This is a genomic window from Streptomyces sp. TLI_171 (assembly GCF_003610255.1).
Taxonomy (GTDB): domain Bacteria; phylum Actinomycetota; class Actinomycetes; order Streptomycetales; family Streptomycetaceae; genus Kitasatospora.
Genome location: NZ_RAPS01000001.1, coordinates 710670 through 728599 on the forward strand (window position 1 = coordinate 710670; position 17930 = coordinate 728599).

The 17930-nt window shown below is 73.9% G+C and carries 15 protein-coding genes; 6 read left to right on the top strand and 9 right to left on the bottom strand.

What is annotated here, in order from left to right; all coding sequences use genetic code 11:
* Position 1: 1 nt before the first annotated feature.
* From BX266_RS03280 to BX266_RS03305, 6 genes are all read right to left on the bottom strand, one after another.
* Positions 2-691 carry an SDR family oxidoreductase gene (locus tag BX266_RS03280; protein ID WP_099897424.1) on the bottom strand — a complete coding sequence of 230 codons (690 nt, stop codon included), beginning with the start codon at positions 689-691 and terminating at the stop codon, positions 2-4.
* Positions 692-800: 109 nt separating this feature from the next.
* Positions 801-1799 carry a LacI family DNA-binding transcriptional regulator gene (locus BX266_RS03285; RefSeq protein WP_099897425.1) on the bottom strand — a complete coding sequence of 333 codons (999 nt, stop codon included), beginning with the start codon at positions 1797-1799 and terminating at the stop codon, positions 801-803.
* A gap of 10 nt (positions 1800-1809) precedes the next feature.
* Positions 1810-3588 carry a glycoside hydrolase family 36 protein gene (locus tag BX266_RS03290; RefSeq protein ID WP_099897426.1) on the bottom strand — a complete coding sequence of 593 codons (1779 nt, stop codon included), beginning with the start codon at positions 3586-3588 and terminating at the stop codon, positions 1810-1812.
* Between the two features lie 5 nt (positions 3589-3593).
* Positions 3594-4436, bottom strand: coding sequence for a carbohydrate ABC transporter permease (locus BX266_RS03295; RefSeq protein ID WP_099897427.1), 843 nt, complete (start codon positions 4434-4436; stop codon positions 3594-3596).
* The gene (locus tag BX266_RS03300) at positions 4433-5293 is read right to left on the bottom strand and encodes a carbohydrate ABC transporter permease (RefSeq protein WP_099897428.1); all 861 of its coding nucleotides are present in this window, start codon (positions 5291-5293) and stop codon (positions 4433-4435) included. Before BX266_RS03300 ends, BX266_RS03295 begins: the two co-directional genes overlap by 4 nt.
* A complete protein-coding gene (locus BX266_RS03305) occupies positions 5290-6639 on the bottom strand; it encodes an ABC transporter substrate-binding protein (RefSeq protein WP_099897429.1) in 1350 nt (449 codons plus the stop codon). Before BX266_RS03305 ends, BX266_RS03300 begins: the two co-directional genes overlap by 4 nt.
* Before the next feature lie 199 nt (positions 6640-6838).
* Here BX266_RS03305 and BX266_RS03310 point away from each other — a divergent pair, with 199 nt between their 5' ends.
* Together BX266_RS03310 and BX266_RS03315 are read left to right on the top strand one after the other, a co-directional pair.
* Positions 6839-9187, top strand: a complete 2349-nt coding sequence (locus BX266_RS03310) for a hypothetical protein (protein WP_099897430.1) — start codon at positions 6839-6841, stop codon at positions 9185-9187.
* A 61-nt stretch (positions 9188-9248) separates the two neighbouring features.
* Positions 9249-10094 carry a YhjD/YihY/BrkB family envelope integrity protein gene (locus BX266_RS03315; protein ID WP_099897431.1) on the top strand — a complete coding sequence of 282 codons (846 nt, stop codon included), beginning with the start codon at positions 9249-9251 and terminating at the stop codon, positions 10092-10094.
* Between the two features lie 54 nt (positions 10095-10148).
* Here BX266_RS03315 and BX266_RS03320 read toward each other — a convergent pair whose 3' ends face one another.
* From BX266_RS03320 to BX266_RS03330, 3 genes are all read right to left on the bottom strand, one after another.
* Positions 10149-10319 (bottom strand): hydrophobic protein, encoded by a 171-nt coding sequence (locus BX266_RS03320; RefSeq protein ID WP_099897432.1) that lies wholly within the window; start codon positions 10317-10319, stop codon positions 10149-10151.
* Positions 10320-10404: 85 nt separating this feature from the next.
* Positions 10405-10752 carry a PRC domain containing protein gene (locus BX266_RS03325; protein ID WP_099897433.1) on the bottom strand — a complete coding sequence of 116 codons (348 nt, stop codon included), beginning with the start codon at positions 10750-10752 and terminating at the stop codon, positions 10405-10407.
* A gap of 106 nt (positions 10753-10858) precedes the next feature.
* Positions 10859-11374: a MarR family winged helix-turn-helix transcriptional regulator gene (locus BX266_RS03330; RefSeq protein WP_099897434.1), complete on the bottom strand. Its 516-nt coding sequence runs from the start codon at positions 11372-11374 to the stop codon at positions 10859-10861.
* A gap of 39 nt (positions 11375-11413) precedes the next feature.
* On the opposite strand from BX266_RS03330, the gene BX266_RS03335 reads away from it, so the two are divergent.
* The 4 genes from BX266_RS03335 (at position 11414) to BX266_RS03350 (ending at position 17873) form a co-directional block, all read left to right on the top strand.
* On the top strand, positions 11414-12328 hold the full coding sequence (locus BX266_RS03335; protein WP_180290362.1) for a DMT family transporter: 915 nt from the start codon (positions 11414-11416) through the stop codon (positions 12326-12328).
* 107 nt (positions 12329-12435) lie between these two features.
* Positions 12436-15639, top strand: coding sequence for a penicillin acylase family protein (locus tag BX266_RS03340; protein ID WP_099897435.1), 3204 nt, complete (start codon positions 12436-12438; stop codon positions 15637-15639).
* 128 nt (positions 15640-15767) lie between these two features.
* Positions 15768-16328, top strand: coding sequence for a DUF4352 domain-containing protein (locus BX266_RS03345; RefSeq protein ID WP_259464516.1), 561 nt, complete (start codon positions 15768-15770; stop codon positions 16326-16328).
* 153 nt (positions 16329-16481) lie between these two features.
* A complete protein-coding gene (locus BX266_RS03350; RefSeq protein WP_099897436.1) occupies positions 16482-17873 on the top strand; it encodes a hypothetical protein in 1392 nt (463 codons plus the stop codon).
* The last annotated feature ends 57 nt before the right edge of the window (positions 17874-17930 follow it).

The following is a 17930-nucleotide window of genomic DNA, read 5'->3' on the forward strand; positions in this document are numbered from 1 at the left end:
GTCAGCCGTTCGGGCGGATCATCAGGTCGCTGAGCGTCCCGTCGTGCGGATGGTCCAGCACCGTGGCGACCGCCGCTGCGACCGAGCGCGGCGACAGGTACGCGGCCGCGTCGTACGCCATGCCGAACCGCTCGTGCAGCCGCCGCTGCATCGGGGTGTCGACCTCGCCGGGGAAGACGGTGGTGACCCGCACCCGGTGGACGTGCTCCTCCGCGCGGAGGGACTCCGCGAGCGCCTTCAGCGCGAACTTGGACGCCGCGTAGGCGGCGAGGCCGGGCGGGGCGTGCAGGCCGGCGCCGGAGTTCAGGAACACCACGTGGCCGCGGGCGGTCCGCACCGCGGGCAGCAGCAGCCGGGTCAGTTCGGCGGGCGCGAGCAGGTTGACGGCGAGGGTCTCCGCCCACTGCGCGGCGGCGCTGTCGGCGACCGGTCCGTAGTCCGCCACCCCGGCCACGTGCAGCAGCGAGTCGATCCGCTCGGGGAGCGCCGCGGCCGCCAGCGCGCCGGCCAGCGCGGCCGGTTCGGCCAGGTCGGCGGCGACGGTCCGGCTGCCGGGGAAGCGCTCCCGCAGCCGGGCCGCGGCGCTCTCGTCCCGGGCCAGCAGCCAGAGCTGTTCGCCCCGCCCGCAGAGCAGTTCGGCGACCGCCGCGCCGATGCCGGAGCCCGCGCCGGTGAGGAAGTGCGTTCCCATGTCCCGGTGATACCCGGACGGGTGCCGGCGGAACGCCGACTACCGGTCAACTCCGGCCCGGCGCGGCCGGATCGACGCACCGTCGGACGCGCCCGGGCGGGTCGGCCGTTCAGGCGGTCGGCGCCGGGCCGGTGGTGGAGCGGATCACCAGCTCGGGGTCGAACAGCAGCTCGCCGGTCGGGGTGTCCCGGCCGGCGACCAGCGCCAGCACGCTGCGGCCGACCTCCAGGGCCAGCCGGTCGGCGGGCTGGCGGACGGTGGTCAGCGGCGGATCGGTGAACTCGGTGATCATCGAGCCGTCGTAGCCGACCACCGAGACGTCGCCGGGCACCGAGCGGCCCAGCCGGCGCGCCCCGCGGACCACGCCGAGCGCCAGGAAGTCGCTGGCCGCCACGATCGCGGTCGCGCCGCGGTCGAGCAGCACGCCGGCCGCGGCCTGGCCGCCCTCCACGGTGTAGGACTGACGGACCACCAGGTGCCCGGGGTCGGCGGCGCCGCGCCGGGCGGTGGAGTCCAGGAAGCCCTGCACCCGCCGGTCGGCGGGCCGGTTGCCGGCCGGGCCGGAGACCATGCCGATGGCGCGGTGGCCGAGCCGGTGCAGGTGGTCGACGGCGAGTTCGGCGGCCAGCCGGTCGTCGGTGGAGAACACCGGGACGGGCACGCCGTCCGCGAACTCGCCGTTGACGCCGACGTACGGGATGCGGCGCGAGCGCAGCAGTTCGTAGATCTCGGTGTCCACGCCCTCGACGGTGTTGGAGGCGGACAGGAACACCACCGCGGCGATGCCCTTGTCGATGATCGCCGAGATGTACTCGCGCTCCTGCACGCCGCCCGCGAAGGACGGGCACAGCACGGTCTTCAGGCCGTGCGGGGCGAGCGCCGACTCGATCCGCTCCGCGACGTCGGCGAAGAACGGGTTGGAGACGTGCTCGGTGATCACGGCCACCAACTGGCCCTCCACGGCCCGCTCGTAGCCGAGGTCGGCCATGGCGCGCTCGACCGCGTCCCGGGTCTTCTTCGCCACGCCCTGCCGACGGTTGATCACCCGGCTGACGGTCGCCTCGCTCACGCCCGCGTGCGCGGCGATCTCGACGATGCCGATCTTCATGTCCTCACCTTCACCGGACGATCCGCCGGGCCGCCTGCTCGCCGCCCCGGATCCGGGCCAGCCCCGTGCGGGGCACCGGCACGCTGTGCAGGCCCGGCGTCAGCACGGTCCGGATTCGGTCGATCATACGGCCGTCGGGGGCGTGCACCGCCATCTCCGTCGGGGCCGGTCCGCCCCGGACGTCCATCACCACCCGGTCCGCGGCACTCCCGTTGACCAGCACCGTCTCGGTGAACTCCCCGGGGGTGTACGGCACGGCCAGCTCGCCGTGCACGTCCACCACCCGCACCCCGTCGGCGACCGACTCCACCAGCGGGTACAGCTCGTCGGGGCGGCCCGGTTCGACGACGCCGTCCAGCAGTTGGGGTCGCAGCGCGCGCCACTGGGCGAGCCAGAAGCGCAGCGCGTCGAGGTGCTCGGCGGGCAGCGCGTCCAGGCGGACGGAGACCTGCGGGACGGCGTGCAGGGTGCTGATCAGGTTGCGCGCGGCGGTCTCCACGGGCGCGTCCGCGGCCCAGAGCAGCGGGTCGCTGTGCACGGCGCCGCCGGCGGCGAGCAGCGCGGTGTCCAGGGTGCGGACCCGGTTGGCGGTGGTGTCGGCGGGGCAGTCGAAGGAGCGCAGCAGGTTGCCGAACTCGGCCATGGCGGGGCCGACGTAGGGCTGCCGCAGTTCGAGCAGCAGCTCGGGCCGGACGGCCTCCAGCGCGGTGCGCAGCTCGGTGAGCAACCGGACCAGGGCGGGGCCGAGTTCGGCGCCGCCGTCCTCGGCGTACACCATCGCCTCGTCGAGGAAGTCGAGCTTCAGGCCGTCGAAGCCGTGCTCGCGGACCAGGCGGACGCAGGTGTCGACGACGTGGGCGCGGACCTCGGGCCGGCGCGGGTCGAGGACGTGCGCGCCGGGGACGCCGGCGGGGCGGGTGGCGTACGGGGCCCATGCGGCGTGGCAGTCGGCCTGCGGGCCGAGCAGCAGCGGGGCGATCCAGGCGAGGTAGCGCAGGCCGGTGCCGCGGACGGCCGCGACGTGCGCGGTGAGGTCGGGGAACTTGTCCCGGTCGGGGAGCCAGTCGCCGACGCCCGCGTAGCCGCGGCCGTGGGCGTGGCGCTGCCAGCCGTCGTCCAGGATCGCGGCGCCGAAGCCCAGTTCGGCGGCGAGCCGGGTCTGCCGCTCCACCTCGGCGGCGGTGACCTGCTGGTTGTAGGCGTACCAGGTGCACCAGAGCGGCAGCCGGGCGGCCTCGGGGACGGGCATCGCCGCGGTGCGGGCCCGGTACCAGGCGCGCAGCGGGCGCAGCGCGGCGGCGACGCCGGGCGCGCGCGGGGCGAACAGGACGCGGTGCGGCCGCTCGGAGGGCGCCAGGTGGAGGTGGACGACGTACCGGTCGGTCTCCTCGGAGACGCCGTAGCGCAGGGCCGCCTCGGGGACGGGGTCGGCGGCGGCGAAGGCGAGCAGGGTGGCGCCGGTGGAGTCGTAGAGGCAGCCGGCGGCCAGGCCCTTGACCAGACCGACCCGGGCCCGGCCCTCCCAGTCGGCGACGGGGGTGCGGCGCCAGTCCGCGCCGGGGTGCCAGTAGCCGGCGGTGTCGCCGAGCGGGAGGGCGAGGCGGATCTCCACCGCCGCCCCGGGGGCGTGCACCTGGAGGACCGTCAGGCCGGGGTCGTCCTCGGTGGTGTGCCAGGGGGTGTCGGCGCCGTCGGCGAGGACGGCGGCCTCGACGGTGTCGAGCAGCGGCGCGTAGCGGGCCCGGCCGAGTTCGGCGGTGGTCACGGCCTCGGGGGCCTGGGTGGTCACAGTGGTTACTCCTTGACGGCGCCGGCCAGCAGGCCGGAGACGAAGTGGCGCTGCAGGGTGAGGAAGACGGCCGCGACGGGGAGCGCGGCGATGGCGGTGCCGGCCAGGATCGCGCCGTAGTCGGTGTCGGTGACGCCCTTGAGCGAGGCGAGCGCGACGGGGATGGTGAGCGAGTCGCTGTCCCGGAGCACGATCAGCGGCCAGACGAAGTCGTTCCACTGGAACAGGAACAGGAAGATGCCGAGTGCGGCGAGCGCGGGCCGCATCGGCGGCAGCACCACCTTGAGGAACAGCCGCAGTTCGCCGCAGCCGTCGACGCGTCCGGAGTCGAGCAGTTCGTCGGGGAGGGCGCCCATCGACTGGCGCATCAGGAAGATCCCGAACGGCAGGGCCAGGTTGGGCAGCACGACGGCCTGGTAGGTGTTCAGCCAGCGCAGGTCGGCCATCAGTTGGAACAGCGGGACGAGGGTGACCTGGGCGGGGACGACCAGGCCGAGCATCAGCAGGCCGAACAGCGTGTTGCGGCCGGTGAAGCGGTACTTGGCGAAGGCGTAGCCGGCCAGCGTGCACACGGTGCCCGCGCCGAGGGTGTAGACGGCGGCGATGGCGAGGGAGTTGAGCACCACCCGGCCGAAGTGCGCGTGCTCCTGCAGATTCCGCAGGTTGGCCGTCAGGTGGCCGCCGGGGGTGAGCGGCGGCGGGGAGCCGAAGATCTCGGCGCTGCTGCGGGTGGCGGCGACGGCCAGCCAGTAGAACGGCACCAGCACGGCGGCGAGGGCGAGGGCCAGGCCCCAGCTGAGGGTGAGGCCGCGCAGGCGGCGGGCGGGGGCGCCGGCGGCGGGTGTCATGACGTGTCTCCCAGCACCTTGAACTGGACCAGGCCGAGCAGGCCGATCAGGACGGCCAGCGCGTAGGCGATGGCGGAGGCGTAGCCGAAGTCGAAGTAGCTGAAGGCGTTCTGGTAGAGGTAGACGCCGATGGTCAGGGTGGCGTTGTCGGGCCCGCCGCGGGTGAGGATCCACGGCTCGTCGAAGATCTGCAGGGTGCCGATGGTGGAGAGCACCACGGTCAGCAGCAGCGCGGGCCGCAGCCCGGGCAGGGTGACGTGCCGGAAGGCGCGCCAGGGCCCGGCGCCGTCCACGGCGGCGGCGTCGTACAGCTCGGCCGGGACCGACTGCAGCCGGGCCAGCAGGATGACCGCGTTGTAGCCGGTGTAGTGCCAGGTCAGGGCGAGGGCCAGGGAGATCTTCGCCCACAGCGGGTCGGTCAGCCACGGGACGGCGTCCGAGCCGATGCCCTGCAGCAGCCAGTTGACCAGTCCGTACTTCTCGTTGAGCAGCACGGCGAAGACCACGCCGTAGGCGACCAGGCCGGTGACCATCGGCAGGAAGAAGCCGAGCCGGAACACCGCCCGGGCGCGCAGCAGCCGGGAGTTGAGGGCCACGGCCAGGCCGGTGGCCAGCGCCAGCATGACCGGGACCTGGATGACCAGGACGACGCCGGTGTTCTTCAGCGCCGTCCAGAACAGCGGGTCGTGCAGCAGCCGGACGTAGTTGTCCGCGCCGACGAAGGTGTCCGCGCCGTCCACGCTCCGGTGCAGGCTCAGCACGAAGGAGCGGAGGATCGGGTAGAGCTTGAACGCGGCGAACAGGGCGAGCGCCGGCAGCGCGAAGGCGTAGGGCGCCAGGCGGCGACCGGCTCTCATCGGACGACCTTGCGGCCCGTCTGCCGGGCGAGCTGGTCGGCGGCCTGCTTCAGCACCTCGGCCGGGTCCGCGCCCTTGAGCAGCACCTTGGTCTGCGCGTCGGTGACCACCTTGAGCGCGCGGGCGTAGTCGGCGCTGTAGTTGTAGGCGGGCGACGGGGCCTTGAGCGCCGCCAGGAACACCTCGGCCTTCTGCTGGCCGCCGAAGAACTCCGAGGGCGTGTGGAAGACCGGGTCGTCGTAGGCCTTCATCAGGGCGGGCGCGATGCCCTTCTCCTGGTAGATCTTCACCTGCGAGGCGGGCCGGGTGAGCGCGAACTCGACGAACTTCCAGGCGGCGGCCCGGTGCTTGCTGCTGCCGGCGATCGCCAGGTGGGTGGAGTTGACGGTGGCGGCGGTGGAGCCGCCGCGCCGGACGGCCGGGGGCAGCCGCACGCCCCACTTGCCCTTCTCCCCGGGGACGGTCTCCTCGATGATGCCGCCGAACCAGGTCGGGTACGGGAGGACCGCCGAGGTGCCGGCCTTGATGGAGCTGATCAGGGCGTTCCAGCCGCCGGAGGCGTCGGCGACCAGGCCGGCGTCGTTCAGCTGCTTGATGATCGTCATCGCCTTGACGGCCTCGGCCGAGTCGAGCGTGATCGCACCGTCGAGGTTGAAGTAGAACGCGCCCTGGAGCTGCAGCAGCAACTGGAAGAAGTTGGCGGCGTCCGGGACGGAGGCGGGCTTGTCGATGCCCAGCAGGTACGTGCCGGTCTTCGCCTTGACGACCTTTCCGGCCTCGATCGCGTCGTCCCAGGTGTCCAGTGACTTCACGTCGACGCCGGCCCGTTCGAAGATGTCCGCGCGGTAGTAGAAGCCGGCCGAATTGGCCTCCCACGGAAGGGCGTTGACCCGCTTCCCGGTCGGCGAGACGGTCGCCCAGAGGCCCTGGGCGAAGGCGTCCTTGTACTGGTCGGCGCCGAGCTGGGACAGGTCGGCCAGGCCGCCCGGGAACTTCTCCACGTAGCCGGGCAGGTAGTCGACGCCGATGTGCAGCACGTCGGCCAGGCCCGCGCCGCCGGCCGCCAGGCCGGTGGTGATCTTGTCCCAGATGGCGGGGTTGCCGATGTCCTCGACGGTGACCTTGATGTCCGGGTACTGGGCGTTGAACGCGGGAAGCAGCGCGCGCAGCTCGGCCGCCGGGCCGGCCCAGCTCCACACCGAGATCTCGCCCCGGTCGGGGGAGCCGGCGGAGCCGTTGTCGCCGCTTCCGGCGCCGCTGCCGCTGCAGGCCGCCAGGCCGGTCAGGCCGCTGCCGGCGGCGAGGGCGCCGGTGGTTCTCAGGACGTCGCGACGGGTGAGGGTCATGGGGGACCGCCTTCTGCCAGGTCGGCGAGGGTACCGACGGCAGGACGCTAGCAACCCGTTGATTTGACTTGCAATATTTCCTTGCAAGTTTTCTGCTTGCTATGGCACCCATAGCTTGCAAGCGTATTGATGGCCTTCCGGTCCGGCTGCTAGCGTCCGGGCACCGCATCCCCCGTCACCACACTGACCGGAGACCCTCGTGCGACCTGCCCGCCTGCCGCGCACCACCCTGCTCGCGGCGCTGCCGCTGGTGGCCGCGCTGACCCCGCTGACCGCCGCCTCCGCCACGCCGGCCGCGCCCGCCGCCGCCCTGGCGTTCACCAATCCCGGCTTCGAACACGGCCGCTCCGGCTGGCAGTTCGGCCCCGGCACCGGCACCGCCGGGGACCGTCCGCACGACGGCCGCAAGCTCGCCCACCTGGACGGCGGCGCGGGCGGGACCGTCCGACAGACCGTCACCGCCACGAGCAGCGGCAGCTACGACGTCTCGGCCTGGATCGCCACCGGCGGAGCGGGCGGCGCGTTCACCGTCCGGGTCAACGACGCCGTCGCCGGCACCGTCCCCCTCCCGGCCCGCTCCGCCTACGCCCGCTACACCGTCCCCCGGATCGCCGTCCGCCCCGGCGACCGGATCGAGATCGCCTTCGCGTCGGGCACGGGCTGGGTCGACGCCGACGAGGTGTCGGCGACCGCCTCGGGACCGGCCGTGGCCGACGCCGGGTTCGAACAGGGCGGCGCCGGCTGGCAGTTCACCGCCGGGACGGGCCTGGCCGGGAACCAGCCGCACGGCGGCCGCAACCTGGTGTACCTGGACGCCGGCGCGGGCCGGAAGGTCTGGCAGACCGTCACCTCGACGGGCAGCGGCCGCTACGGCTTCTCCGCCTGGATCGCCACCGGCGGCGAGGGCGGCGCGTTCACCGTCCGGGTCAACGACGCCGTCGCCGGCACCGTCCCCCTCCCGGCCCGCTCCGCCTACGCCCGCTACACCGTCCCCCGGATCGCCGTCCGCCCCGGCGACCGGATCGAGATCGCCTTCGAGTCCGGCGCGGGCTGGGTCAACGCCGACGACGTGATGGTCTCGCCCGCCGCCCCGGCCGACCCGCGGGTGACCTCCTCCGATCCGAAGATCGCCGCGATGTTCGACTGGGCGAAGACCAAGGCCGGCAGCTGGGTGCACCTGCCCGGGTCGACCGGCCCGGTGAACGTCGACGAGCGGCAGCGCTCCGGCACCGGGGCCGGGACCTACCAGCCCTCGTACTGGGCGGGCTACGCGCACCGCAGCGGCTTCTACGGCCGGGACACCGCCCACCAGGTGGACGGCGCGGCGGTGCTCGGCCTGGACGCGGAGAACCTGAACATGCTCGGCGCGTTCGCCGCCACCGCCACCCCCGAGCAGGCCTACTACCCGGTCTGGGCGCTGAACTTCGACGACCGCACCAACCTGGCCATCGACTACCACGGGCCCGACGACTTCGTCCGCGAGGTCCCCGCCGCCTTCGAACTGGTGGAGAAGGCCGACCGGGCGTACCGGTGGAGCGGCGACAGCGCCTACGTGGACGACCGGACGCTCTGGTCCTACTACCGGCACGCCACCGAGGACTTCGTCGCGCTGCACGACGCCGCCAAGCCCAACGGCGTCGCCGAGGGCACCGGCGAGGGGATCTTCTCCGGTGCGGCCAGCTACGACGAGAGCGGCGACGACCGGTTCGCCGAGGCCGGCGACTCGATCGGCTCCCAGTACCAGGCGTACCGCGCGATGGCCGACCTGGCCGCCGGCCGCGGCGAGCGGCAGCTGTCGCAGCAGTACGCGCAGCGCGCCGACGCCTTGAAGGCGTACTTCAACTCGACCTGGAGCGGCACCGGTTCGGGCGCCGACATGGTCCGCGGGTACCGCACCGACGGCACGCCGATCACCGGCTGGGGCAAGGAGAACAGCTGGTTCATGCCGATGAAGCGGATCGTCGACGCCGGGCCGCGCAGCGACGCCTACCTGGACTACATCGACCAGCAGGCCGCGGGGGCCGACCGGCCCGGCAACATCGAGGCCTACACCTACCTGCCGGACACCTTCTTCGCCTACAACCGCAACGACACCGCCTGGAAGTGGATGCAGTACGTCTACGACCGCCGCGACGAGCAGCACGTGGTCACCCGGCAGGGCCCGAACGGCGACTACCCGGAGGTCTCCTTCACCCTGGTCGGCCAGACCGTGGAGGGCCTGCTCGGCGTCGAACCGGACGCCCCCGCGCACACCCTCGCCACCGCCCCGCACCTGCCCACCGGCACCGACTGGCTGCAGATCGACGACCTGACCGTCGGCGGCACCACCTTCAGCCTCCGGCACGACGGCGCTACCGGCTCGACCCTGACCAACACCGGCGGCGCCGACACCTACCGGTGGGAGGCCCGCATCCCCGGCAGCCACCCCACCCTGGTGGTGAACGGCGGTTCGCGACCCGCCGGGACGAAGACGGTGGACGGCGCGGTCTACAGCTACGTCACCGTGGAGGTCTCCCCCGGCGCGACCGCGACCGTCCGGACGGGCTGACCGCCCCGCCCGGCACGCCGATGATCTTGCCCGGAGGCCGATCCCGGCCAAGGATGGCAGGATGACGCACCTTCCGGAACACCGCCGCCCCGGGGCGGGTCGGGCGCGGGCGGCACCGGCGGCGGTGGTGCGGGTCTGCCGCGAGGTGTGGCGGCGGGGCCGGGAGATCGAGCTGCTGCAGCGGTCGTTCGCGTTCGCCGCGCTGTTCTTCGTCACCCTGGTGCCGCTGCTGGTGGTGATCGCGGCGGCCGTCCCGGGCAGCGGCACCGGGATCACCGAGTGGATCACCGACGCGCTGGGCCTCACCGGCCCCGGCCGGGACGCCGTGCACGCGCTGTTCGCCTCCCGCGGCCAGGTCCTCAGCACCACCACCGCGTTCGGCCTGGCCGCGCTGGCGGTCTTCGGCATCTCGCTGATGTCTGCCGTCCAGGGCGTGTACGAGCGCATCTGGGACCTGGAGCGCGGCCCGTGGCACGCGGTGTGGCGGCAGACCCTGGCACTGGCCGCGCTGGTCGGCTACATCCTGCTGGCCGCCTGGATCGGCACTCCCGGCCGCGGTTCGGTGGTGCAGCCGACGCTGGCGATCACGGTGGACTCCGCCGGCGGCGTGCTGCTGTTCTGGGGTCTGCAGCGGCTGCTGCTGGCCGGCCGGGTCCCCGCCCGGCAGCTGCTCGCGGGGGCGGTGATCACCATGGCCGCGCTGGTCGGGCTGCGGGTGTTCTCCCGGCTGGTGTTCGCGCCGCTGCTGGTCTCCAACGCCGTCTCCTACGGCACCGTGGGCACCGTGCTGGTGGTGCAGTCCTGGCTGATCGGCGTCGGCTGGACGGTCTACGCCGGCGCGCTGGCCGGCCGCGCCCTCACCCGCACCGACCCCCGCGCCCCCACCACCGCGGACCGGCGGCCCTGAGGGGGCCGAAGCCTCGCTCCTCAGGGCCGCCGGCGTTCCGGGCGCGGCGGTCCGCTACCAGCGGTACCAGCGGCCGCGACCGCCGGAGGCGCTGGTGCCGCGGGCGACGAAGCCCAGCAGCCACACCGCCAGGACGATGACGGCCACCCACCACAGGGCCTTCAGCGCGAATCCGGCGCCGAACAGCAGCAGGGCGAGCAGTAGGACGAGGAGAAGCGGAACCATCGGGCGACCTCCAGGGGTCCGGTCGGATCGGCGGGCCGCTGCACCCCGTCCGCCGACGGGGTGCAGCGGGTCTCGGCGGTGCGGGTCAGAGTCGGCCGCCGTAGTAGCCGCCGAGGTTGCGGCGGTAGTCGGAGTCGGCGAGGTGCGACTCGTGCTGGAAGGTCGGCGCCTCCTTGATCTGCTCCTTGGTGCGGTTCACCCACACCGTGTGGCTCTCCTCCTCCACCCGCTGGATCACGCCCGCGGGCAGCAGCACCTCCCGGCCGAAGATCCACGGACCGGTGTCGACCACGATGTGGCCGTCGTCGACCTCGTAGGAGTGCTTGTCCACCTTGCCGATGTGGCCGTCCTCCGCCTCGACCCGGTACCCGGTCAGGTCCATGCCCTCGGCCCAGCCCTCGGCGTGCTCGTAGCCCCACATTCCGGTGCTCACAACTGCCTCCTTCGCGAAGGGACTTGGTGTCTTCGCTGGTCTGCGGGTCGGCTGCCCGGTTCCGCGGGAGACATGCACGCCTTTTCGGGCGGGGCGGTGGAAATCGTCAGCGGCCCGACGCGGCGTCAGGGGTCTCCAGGCGGGCCAGCCACCCCGTGAGCAGGGCTTCCAGCTGGTCGGCCTCGGCAGGGGTGAGGGCGGCGAGGAGGCGGTGTTCGTTGCGGATGTGCTCGGTGAAGGCGCGGTCGAACAGCTCGCGGCCGGCCTCGGTGAGGGCCACCACGCGGCCGCGCCGGTCGTCGGCGGCGGGGCGGCGGGTGACCAGTCCGGCCCGTTCCAGGCGGTCGATGCGCTTGGTGACGGCGCCGGTGGTGACCATGGTGTGGGCGGCGAGCTCACCGGGGGCCCGTTCGTACGGGGCGCCGGCCCGGCGCAGCGCGGCCAGCACGTCGAACTCGCCTTCGCCGAGGTCGTAGCGGGCGTAGACGGCGCAGAGCTCGTGGGTGAGCAGGGTGGCGACCCGGTGCAGGCGGCCGATCACGCCCTGGGGGGCGACGTCGAGGTCGGGGCGTTCGCGTCGCCAGGCGTCCTGGATGCGGGCGACGTGGTCCATGGGCTCCATGACTCCAGTGTATCTTCCACGGAAGCTACACTGGCTTCCATGGAAAATAATCTGCGGTGGAGCGCGCTGACCGCCCTCGCCCCGGTGGCCTGGGGCGCCAACTACTGGGTCACCCACCGCTACCTGCCGCCCGGCGCGCCGCTCTGGGGTGCGGCGCTCCGCGCACTGCCGGCCGGCCTGCTGCTGCTCGCCGCGGCCAGGCGGCTGCCGCGCGGCGTGTGGTGGTGGCGCTCCGCGGCGCTCGGCGTCCTGAACACCGCCGCGTTCTTCGTGCTGGTCTACCTGGCCTCGCAGTGGCTCCCGGCGGGCACCGCCGCCATGGTGATGGCGCTCTCCCCGCTCGCCCTGATGCTGTGCGGCTGGCTGCTGCTGGCCGAACGGCCGCGCGCCGCCCAGCTGCTGGGCGGCGCGGTGGGGATCGGCGGGGTGGTGCTGATGCTCGCGGGCGGCGCGGGCGCGGCCGGTCCGGCCGGGGTGCTCGCCTCGCTCGGCGCACTGCTCGCCTCCTCGGTGGGCTATGCGCTGGCGCGTCGCTGGTCCGCCGACGGCCCGGGCGTACTGGCCTCCACCGCTTGGCAGTTGACGTTCGGCGGGCTGCTCCTGCTGCCCGCTGCGGCGCTCTTCGAGGGCCCGCCGCCCGCGCTGGACGGCGGGGCGCTGTTCGCCTTCGGCTACACCTCGCTGGTCGCCACCGCGCTGGCCTTCCTGGTGTGGTTCGCCGGACTGCGCCGCCTGCCGGCCGCCGGGGTCGGTCTGATCGGCCTGCTGAACCCGCTCACCGGGGTGCTGCTGGGCACCGTGCTCGACGGCGAACCGCTGGACGCCGCACGGCTGTGGGGCATCGCCCTGGTCCCGGCCGGCATCGCCCTCGGCGGGGCCCGCTCCGTACCGGGCTCCACTCACCGGCGCACGGGTTCCGAGCGGACCCGACCGGTCGTCAACTCCCGTTCATGACAGGGCAATGACAGTTCCGTGGCAACGCCGCCGCGCCCCCTACCCGAGGGTCACTTCCGGGTCTAGCGTGCGGGCACCCCCCGATCGCCCGCCAGGAAGAGGCCCAGGTGACCGCTGTCCCCGTTCCGCGCCGACTGCGTTCGGCCGCCCTCGCCGCACTGACCTCCGCCGCGCTGCTGCTGGGCGCGCTCACCGCGCAGCCCGCCGCCGCGGCCGCCGCCGGGCCGGTCCCCGCGCCGGGCGACCCGTGCCTGGGCCAGTGCCAGGACATCCTGACGGCCGGTGAGAACGGCCACGCCACGCTGGCCGGGATCCTGCTGCACCAGAGCGTCGGCACCCGCCCCGCGCACTCGGCCGACCAGGTCGACGCGTACGACGCGCTGCTGCACGACTACAGCGGCCTGACACCCGATCAGCTGTCCGCCTACTTCAACGACGCCTCCTTCGGCGTGCCCGCCGGGCAGGTGGAGAGCACCGCCACCCCGCGCAGCGGGGTGACCATCACCCGGGACAAGGCCACCGGCACCCCGCACATCAAGGGCGTCACCCGCTCCGACACCGAGTTCGGGGCGGGGTACGCCGCCGGGCAGGACCGGCTCTGGCTGATCGACCTGCTGCGGCACGTCGGCCGCGGGCAGCTGTCCTCCTTCGCGGGCGGCGCGCCGGGCAACCGGGCGCTGGAGCAAAGCCTGTGGGCGGTCGCCCCGTACACCGAGGCGGACCTGCAGCAGCAGATCGACCGGGTGAGGGCGTCCGGGCCGCGCGGGGCGCAGGCCTGGCAGGACGTGCAGGACTACGTGGCGGGCCTGAACGCCTTCGCTGCGGCCGACGTCGCGGCGAACAACTACCCGGGCGAGTACGTGCTGACCGGGCACGGCTCGACCATCGAGCCGTTCACGGTCACCGACGTGGTGGCGATCTCCTCGGTGATCGGGGCGATCTTCGGCGGCGGCGGGGGCGGCGAGGTCGGCAACGCGCTGGCCCGGCTGTCCTTCCGCCAGCAGCTGGGCGCCGAGGCGGGCGACCGGGCGTACGCGGCCTGGCGCGCCGGGGACGACCCGGAGGCGACGGCGACGGTGCACGACGGCACGGCCTTCCCGTACGCGGCCTCCCCCGCCGCGCCGGTGGGCGCCGCGCTGCCCGACCCCGGGTCGGTCACGGAGCTGTCGCACACCGCCAACGGCACCGGCACGGGCGCCACCGCCGCCTCGGTAGCCGCCTCCGCCTCCGCCGAGGGCGTGCTGCCCGCGGACCTGATCACCGCTCACAAGGGCATGTCCAACGCCCTGCTGGTCTCCGGCGCGCACACCGCCTCCGGGCACCCGGTCGCCGTGTTCGGCCCGCAGACCGGCTACTACGCGCCGCAGATCCTGATGGTCCAGGAGCTCGACGGGCCGGGCCTGCGCAGCCGCGGCGCCTCCTTCCCCGGCCTGAGCTTCTACGTCGAGCTCGGCCGCGGCCTGGACTACTCCTGGAGCGCCACCTCCGCCAACCAGGACATCACCGACACCTTCGCCGTCGACCTGTGCGAGCCCGCCGGCGGCACGCCGAGCACCGCCTCCCGCGGCTACCTGCTGGACGGGGCCTGCACTCCGTTCGAGCAGCTGACGAAGCACAACGCCTGGCAGCCGACCACCGCGGACTCCACCGCGGCGGGCGCCTACGACCTGGTGACGCTCCGTTCGGCGTACGGGCTGGTCACCCACACCGGGACGGTCGGCGGGCGGCCGGTGGCGTACACCGCGCTGCGCGCCACCTACCGGCACGAGGTGGACTCGGTGATCGGCTTCCAGCAGTTCAACGACCCGTCGGCGATCACCTCGGCGGCGGCCTTCCAGCGCGCCGCGCAGGACGTCGGCTACACCTTCAACTGGTTCTACGCGGACGCCGACCACACCGCGTACTACAACTCCGGCACCGAGCCGCTGCGCGCCGCGGGCACCGACCCCGACCTGCCGATCCTGGCCCGCCCCGGCTACACCTGGCAGGGCTGGGACCGGGCCGCGAACACCTCCGCCGTCGAACCCGCCGCCCGGCACGCGCAGTCCACCGACCAGGACTACTACGTCAGTTGGAACAACAAGCAGGCGCCGGGCTTCACCTCGGCGTGGGGCAACGGCGCGGTGCACCGGGCCGACCTGCTCGACTCCCGGGTGAAGGCGCTGGTGCAGCGCGGCCGGGTCACCCGCACCGACCTCGTGCAGGCGATGGAGGACGCCGCCACCGTGGACCTGCGCGCCGAACGGGTGCTGCCCGAGCTGCTCGCGGTGCTGGACTCCGCCCCGGTCACCGACCCGGCCGCGTCCGCCGCGATCGCGAAACTGCGCGCGTGGGCGGCGAGCGGCTCGCACCGCCGGGAGGCCGCCAAGGGCGCGGGCGCGTACACCGACGCGGACGCGATCCGGGTGCTGGACGCCTGGTGGCCGCTGCTGGTCGAGGGCGAGTTCCGGCCGGGGCTGGGCGACGGGACGTGGCGGGCGCTGACGGCCGTCGCCCCGATCAACGAGACCCCGTCGGGCGGCCAGCTGGGCGCGACCTCCGGCGGCAGCGACATCGCGGCCGGCGAGGCGCACAAGGGCTCGGCGTTCCAGCACGGCTGGTGGTCGTACGTGGACAAGGACCTGCGCACGGTGCTGGGCCGTCAGGTCTCCGGCCAGCTGGACCGGGCGTACTGCGGCGGCGGCGCGCCGACGGCCTGCCGACAGGTCCTGCTGGACACCCTGACCGCGGCGGCGGCCACCCCGGCGACCGCCGTCTACCCCGCCGACACGTACTGCGCCGCGGGCGACCAGCTGTGCGCCGACTCGATCGTGCACCGGGCCATGGGCGGCATCACGGTGCCGCGGATCGCCTGGCAGAACCGGCCCACCTACCAGCAGGTGGTGGAGTTCCCGGCCCGCCGGACCGACGACCTGACCGACCTGGCGCGCGGCGCCACCGCCACCGCCTCCGACTACCAGGACGCGGTCGTGGTCGCCTACCCGCCCAAGCAGGCGGTCGACGGCAACCCCGGCACCCGCTGGGCGTCGAAGACCGTGGCCACCGCCTGGCTGGACGTCGACCTGGGGTCGGTCCGCAAGGTCGGCCGGGTGGTCCTCAACTGGTCCGACCAGTACGCCACCGCGTACCGGATCGACGTCTCCGCCGACGGCGCCGCCTGGCGCACCGTCTGGTCCACCACCAGCGACCGGGGCGGCCTGGAGAACCGGGCCTTCCCGCCGGTGGACGCCCGGCACGTGCGGGTGGTGATGCTGGCGCGCGGCACCGACAACCGGTACTCGCTCAACGAGGTCTCGGTGTACGCGAAGTGACCTGACGACAGCGGGGTCCCGCCGGCCGGGTGAGCGCGAACAGCCCTGCTCCCCGTGCGGCGGGGCCGCGCAGCGCCGACGGTGGAGGCGACGGCCCGTTCCGGGACCCCGAGCCGAAGGACCTGATCATGCGCCGCGTCGCGACCTTCCTCGCCTCCTCCCTCATGGCGGCGGCCTGCACCAGCACCGCGCAGGTCGCCACCGCCCCGGAGGGCTCCGCCTCGGGCCCGGCCGCGCCGTCCACCGCCCCCGGTTCCCCGGCCGCCGCCGACGGCACCCCGGTGGGCGGCACCGTCGTCCTCCGGGGCAGCGACGGAAGCGACACCGCCGACGTCACGGCCGTCCGGATCGTCGACCCGGCCTGGCCCAAGGACCAGTTCGTCAGCCCCGCGCCGGGCATGCGCTACGTCGCGGTCCAGTTCCGCCTCCGCAACACCGGAACCGAGCCCTTCAACGACACCCCCGGCAGCGGCGCCCAGCTGATCGACACCACCGGCCAGCGCTTCTCCTCCACCTACGCCGACACCGCCGCCGGCCCCTCCTTCACCGGCTCGGTCGCGATCGCCCCCGGCGACACCGCCCTCGGCTACGTCGCCTTCGAGATCCCGCTCACCTCCAAGGTGGCCAAGGTCCAGTTCGCCCTCGACAACGGCTTCTCCGACGACCTCGGCCAGTGGACCCCGGCGTAGCGCCGGGGACGTTCGCGCAGCAGCGCGGTGGCCCTCCGCGAGGCCGTTCGGGGCCGGAGAAAATTACGTCCCGTCCAATCGATCGCATGCGGTAGCCTTCCGGCGCTCGCGGCCGCCAGGACGGCGTCCGCGGTGCCATCTGGAGGGGAATCCTTGACGCACACTTCGCGCCGCATCCGAGCCGCCCTGGCGGCCGCAGCGGCCGTCTCGCTGGCACTGCTCGCGCCCGGCACCGCCGGTGCCGCCGGTGCCGGGACCGGTACGCCGACCGTGCCGACCGACCTGTACAACAGCCTGCGGCCGTGCGCCGCCGACCCGGCCGCGCCGCTCGTCGTGGGCAGCCGCAGCGGCATCACGGTCGAGGGCATCGCGCACCACAGCGACCCGTCGGTCACCCGCGTGACCGAGCAGTTCCGCTACTGGCCGGTCTCCGACCCCGCGCAGGTCAGCACCGTCGACCACGCGTACGCCATCCCGGGCGAGGAGGCGACCGCCGTCCTGAACCCGCTCGCGGACGGCCTCACCTACGCCTGGCAGGCCCGCACGGTCGACACCGGCAGCGGTGCCGCCTCCGACTGGTCGGCGTCCTGCTACGTCACCGCCGACGGCGCCGCCCCGGCTGCCGCGCCGGGCGTCAGCTCGCCCAACTACCCTGCGGAGCAGTGGAGTCCGGGTGGCGCCCCGGTGCAGTTCCACCTCACCCCGAACGGCGCCGAGGGCGTCACGGGCTACCTGGTCACCTGGCAGTCCGGCTTCCCGGCGGCGACTGCCGACACCGGCCCGCACGGCATCCCGACGAACTACTACAGCCCGACCGACGACCCCCGGTACGCCGTCCGGGCCGACGCCGACGGCTCCGCCACCGTGAACCTGATCCCGCCGCCCGGGGCGATGCCCGAGCTGGCGGTGGTGGCCGTGGACCGCGCGGGCAACAGGTCGCCGATCACCAGGTACACGGTCCGCATCCTGTCCACCTCGCCCACCGTCACCCAGCTGACCGACCCGCCGCTGTTCGGCAAGCCGACCGACTTCCGGCTCACCCCGAACCCGGACCTGCAGGCCGTCAGCCCGGTGGTCGGCTACACGGTGCGCAACACCACGAGGAACACCACCACCGTGGTTCCGGCCGGGCCCGACGGCTCCGCCGAGACCACGCTGGTCCTGAACTCCCCCGAAGGCGACCGGCTGGAGGTCTCCTCCACCAGCGCCAACGGCTGGATCAGCACCAGCGCCTCCTGGGGCGGCTACGTCGACACCACTCCGACGATCACCTCCACCGACTTCCCCGAGTTCGACCTCGGCGGCGCGGTCGGCGCCCCGGGCGTCTTCCACCTCGCCCCGAAGGTCAAGGGCGCCCAGATCGCGAGCTACACCTACTCCTTCGGCTGGGGCACCGAGGCCGTCACCGTCCCGGCCGGCCCGCACGGCGAGGCCGACTTCACCTTCACCCCGACCGCGAGCGGCTGGTACGACCTCCAGGTCAATGCGACCACCAAGGACGGCATCCGGCTGAGCACCGGGGTCTACACCTTCATCGTCAACTGACCTGAGCCGGGCGGACATGGGGGTCGACACTGCGTCCCGTCACCGTCGGGTGGCGGG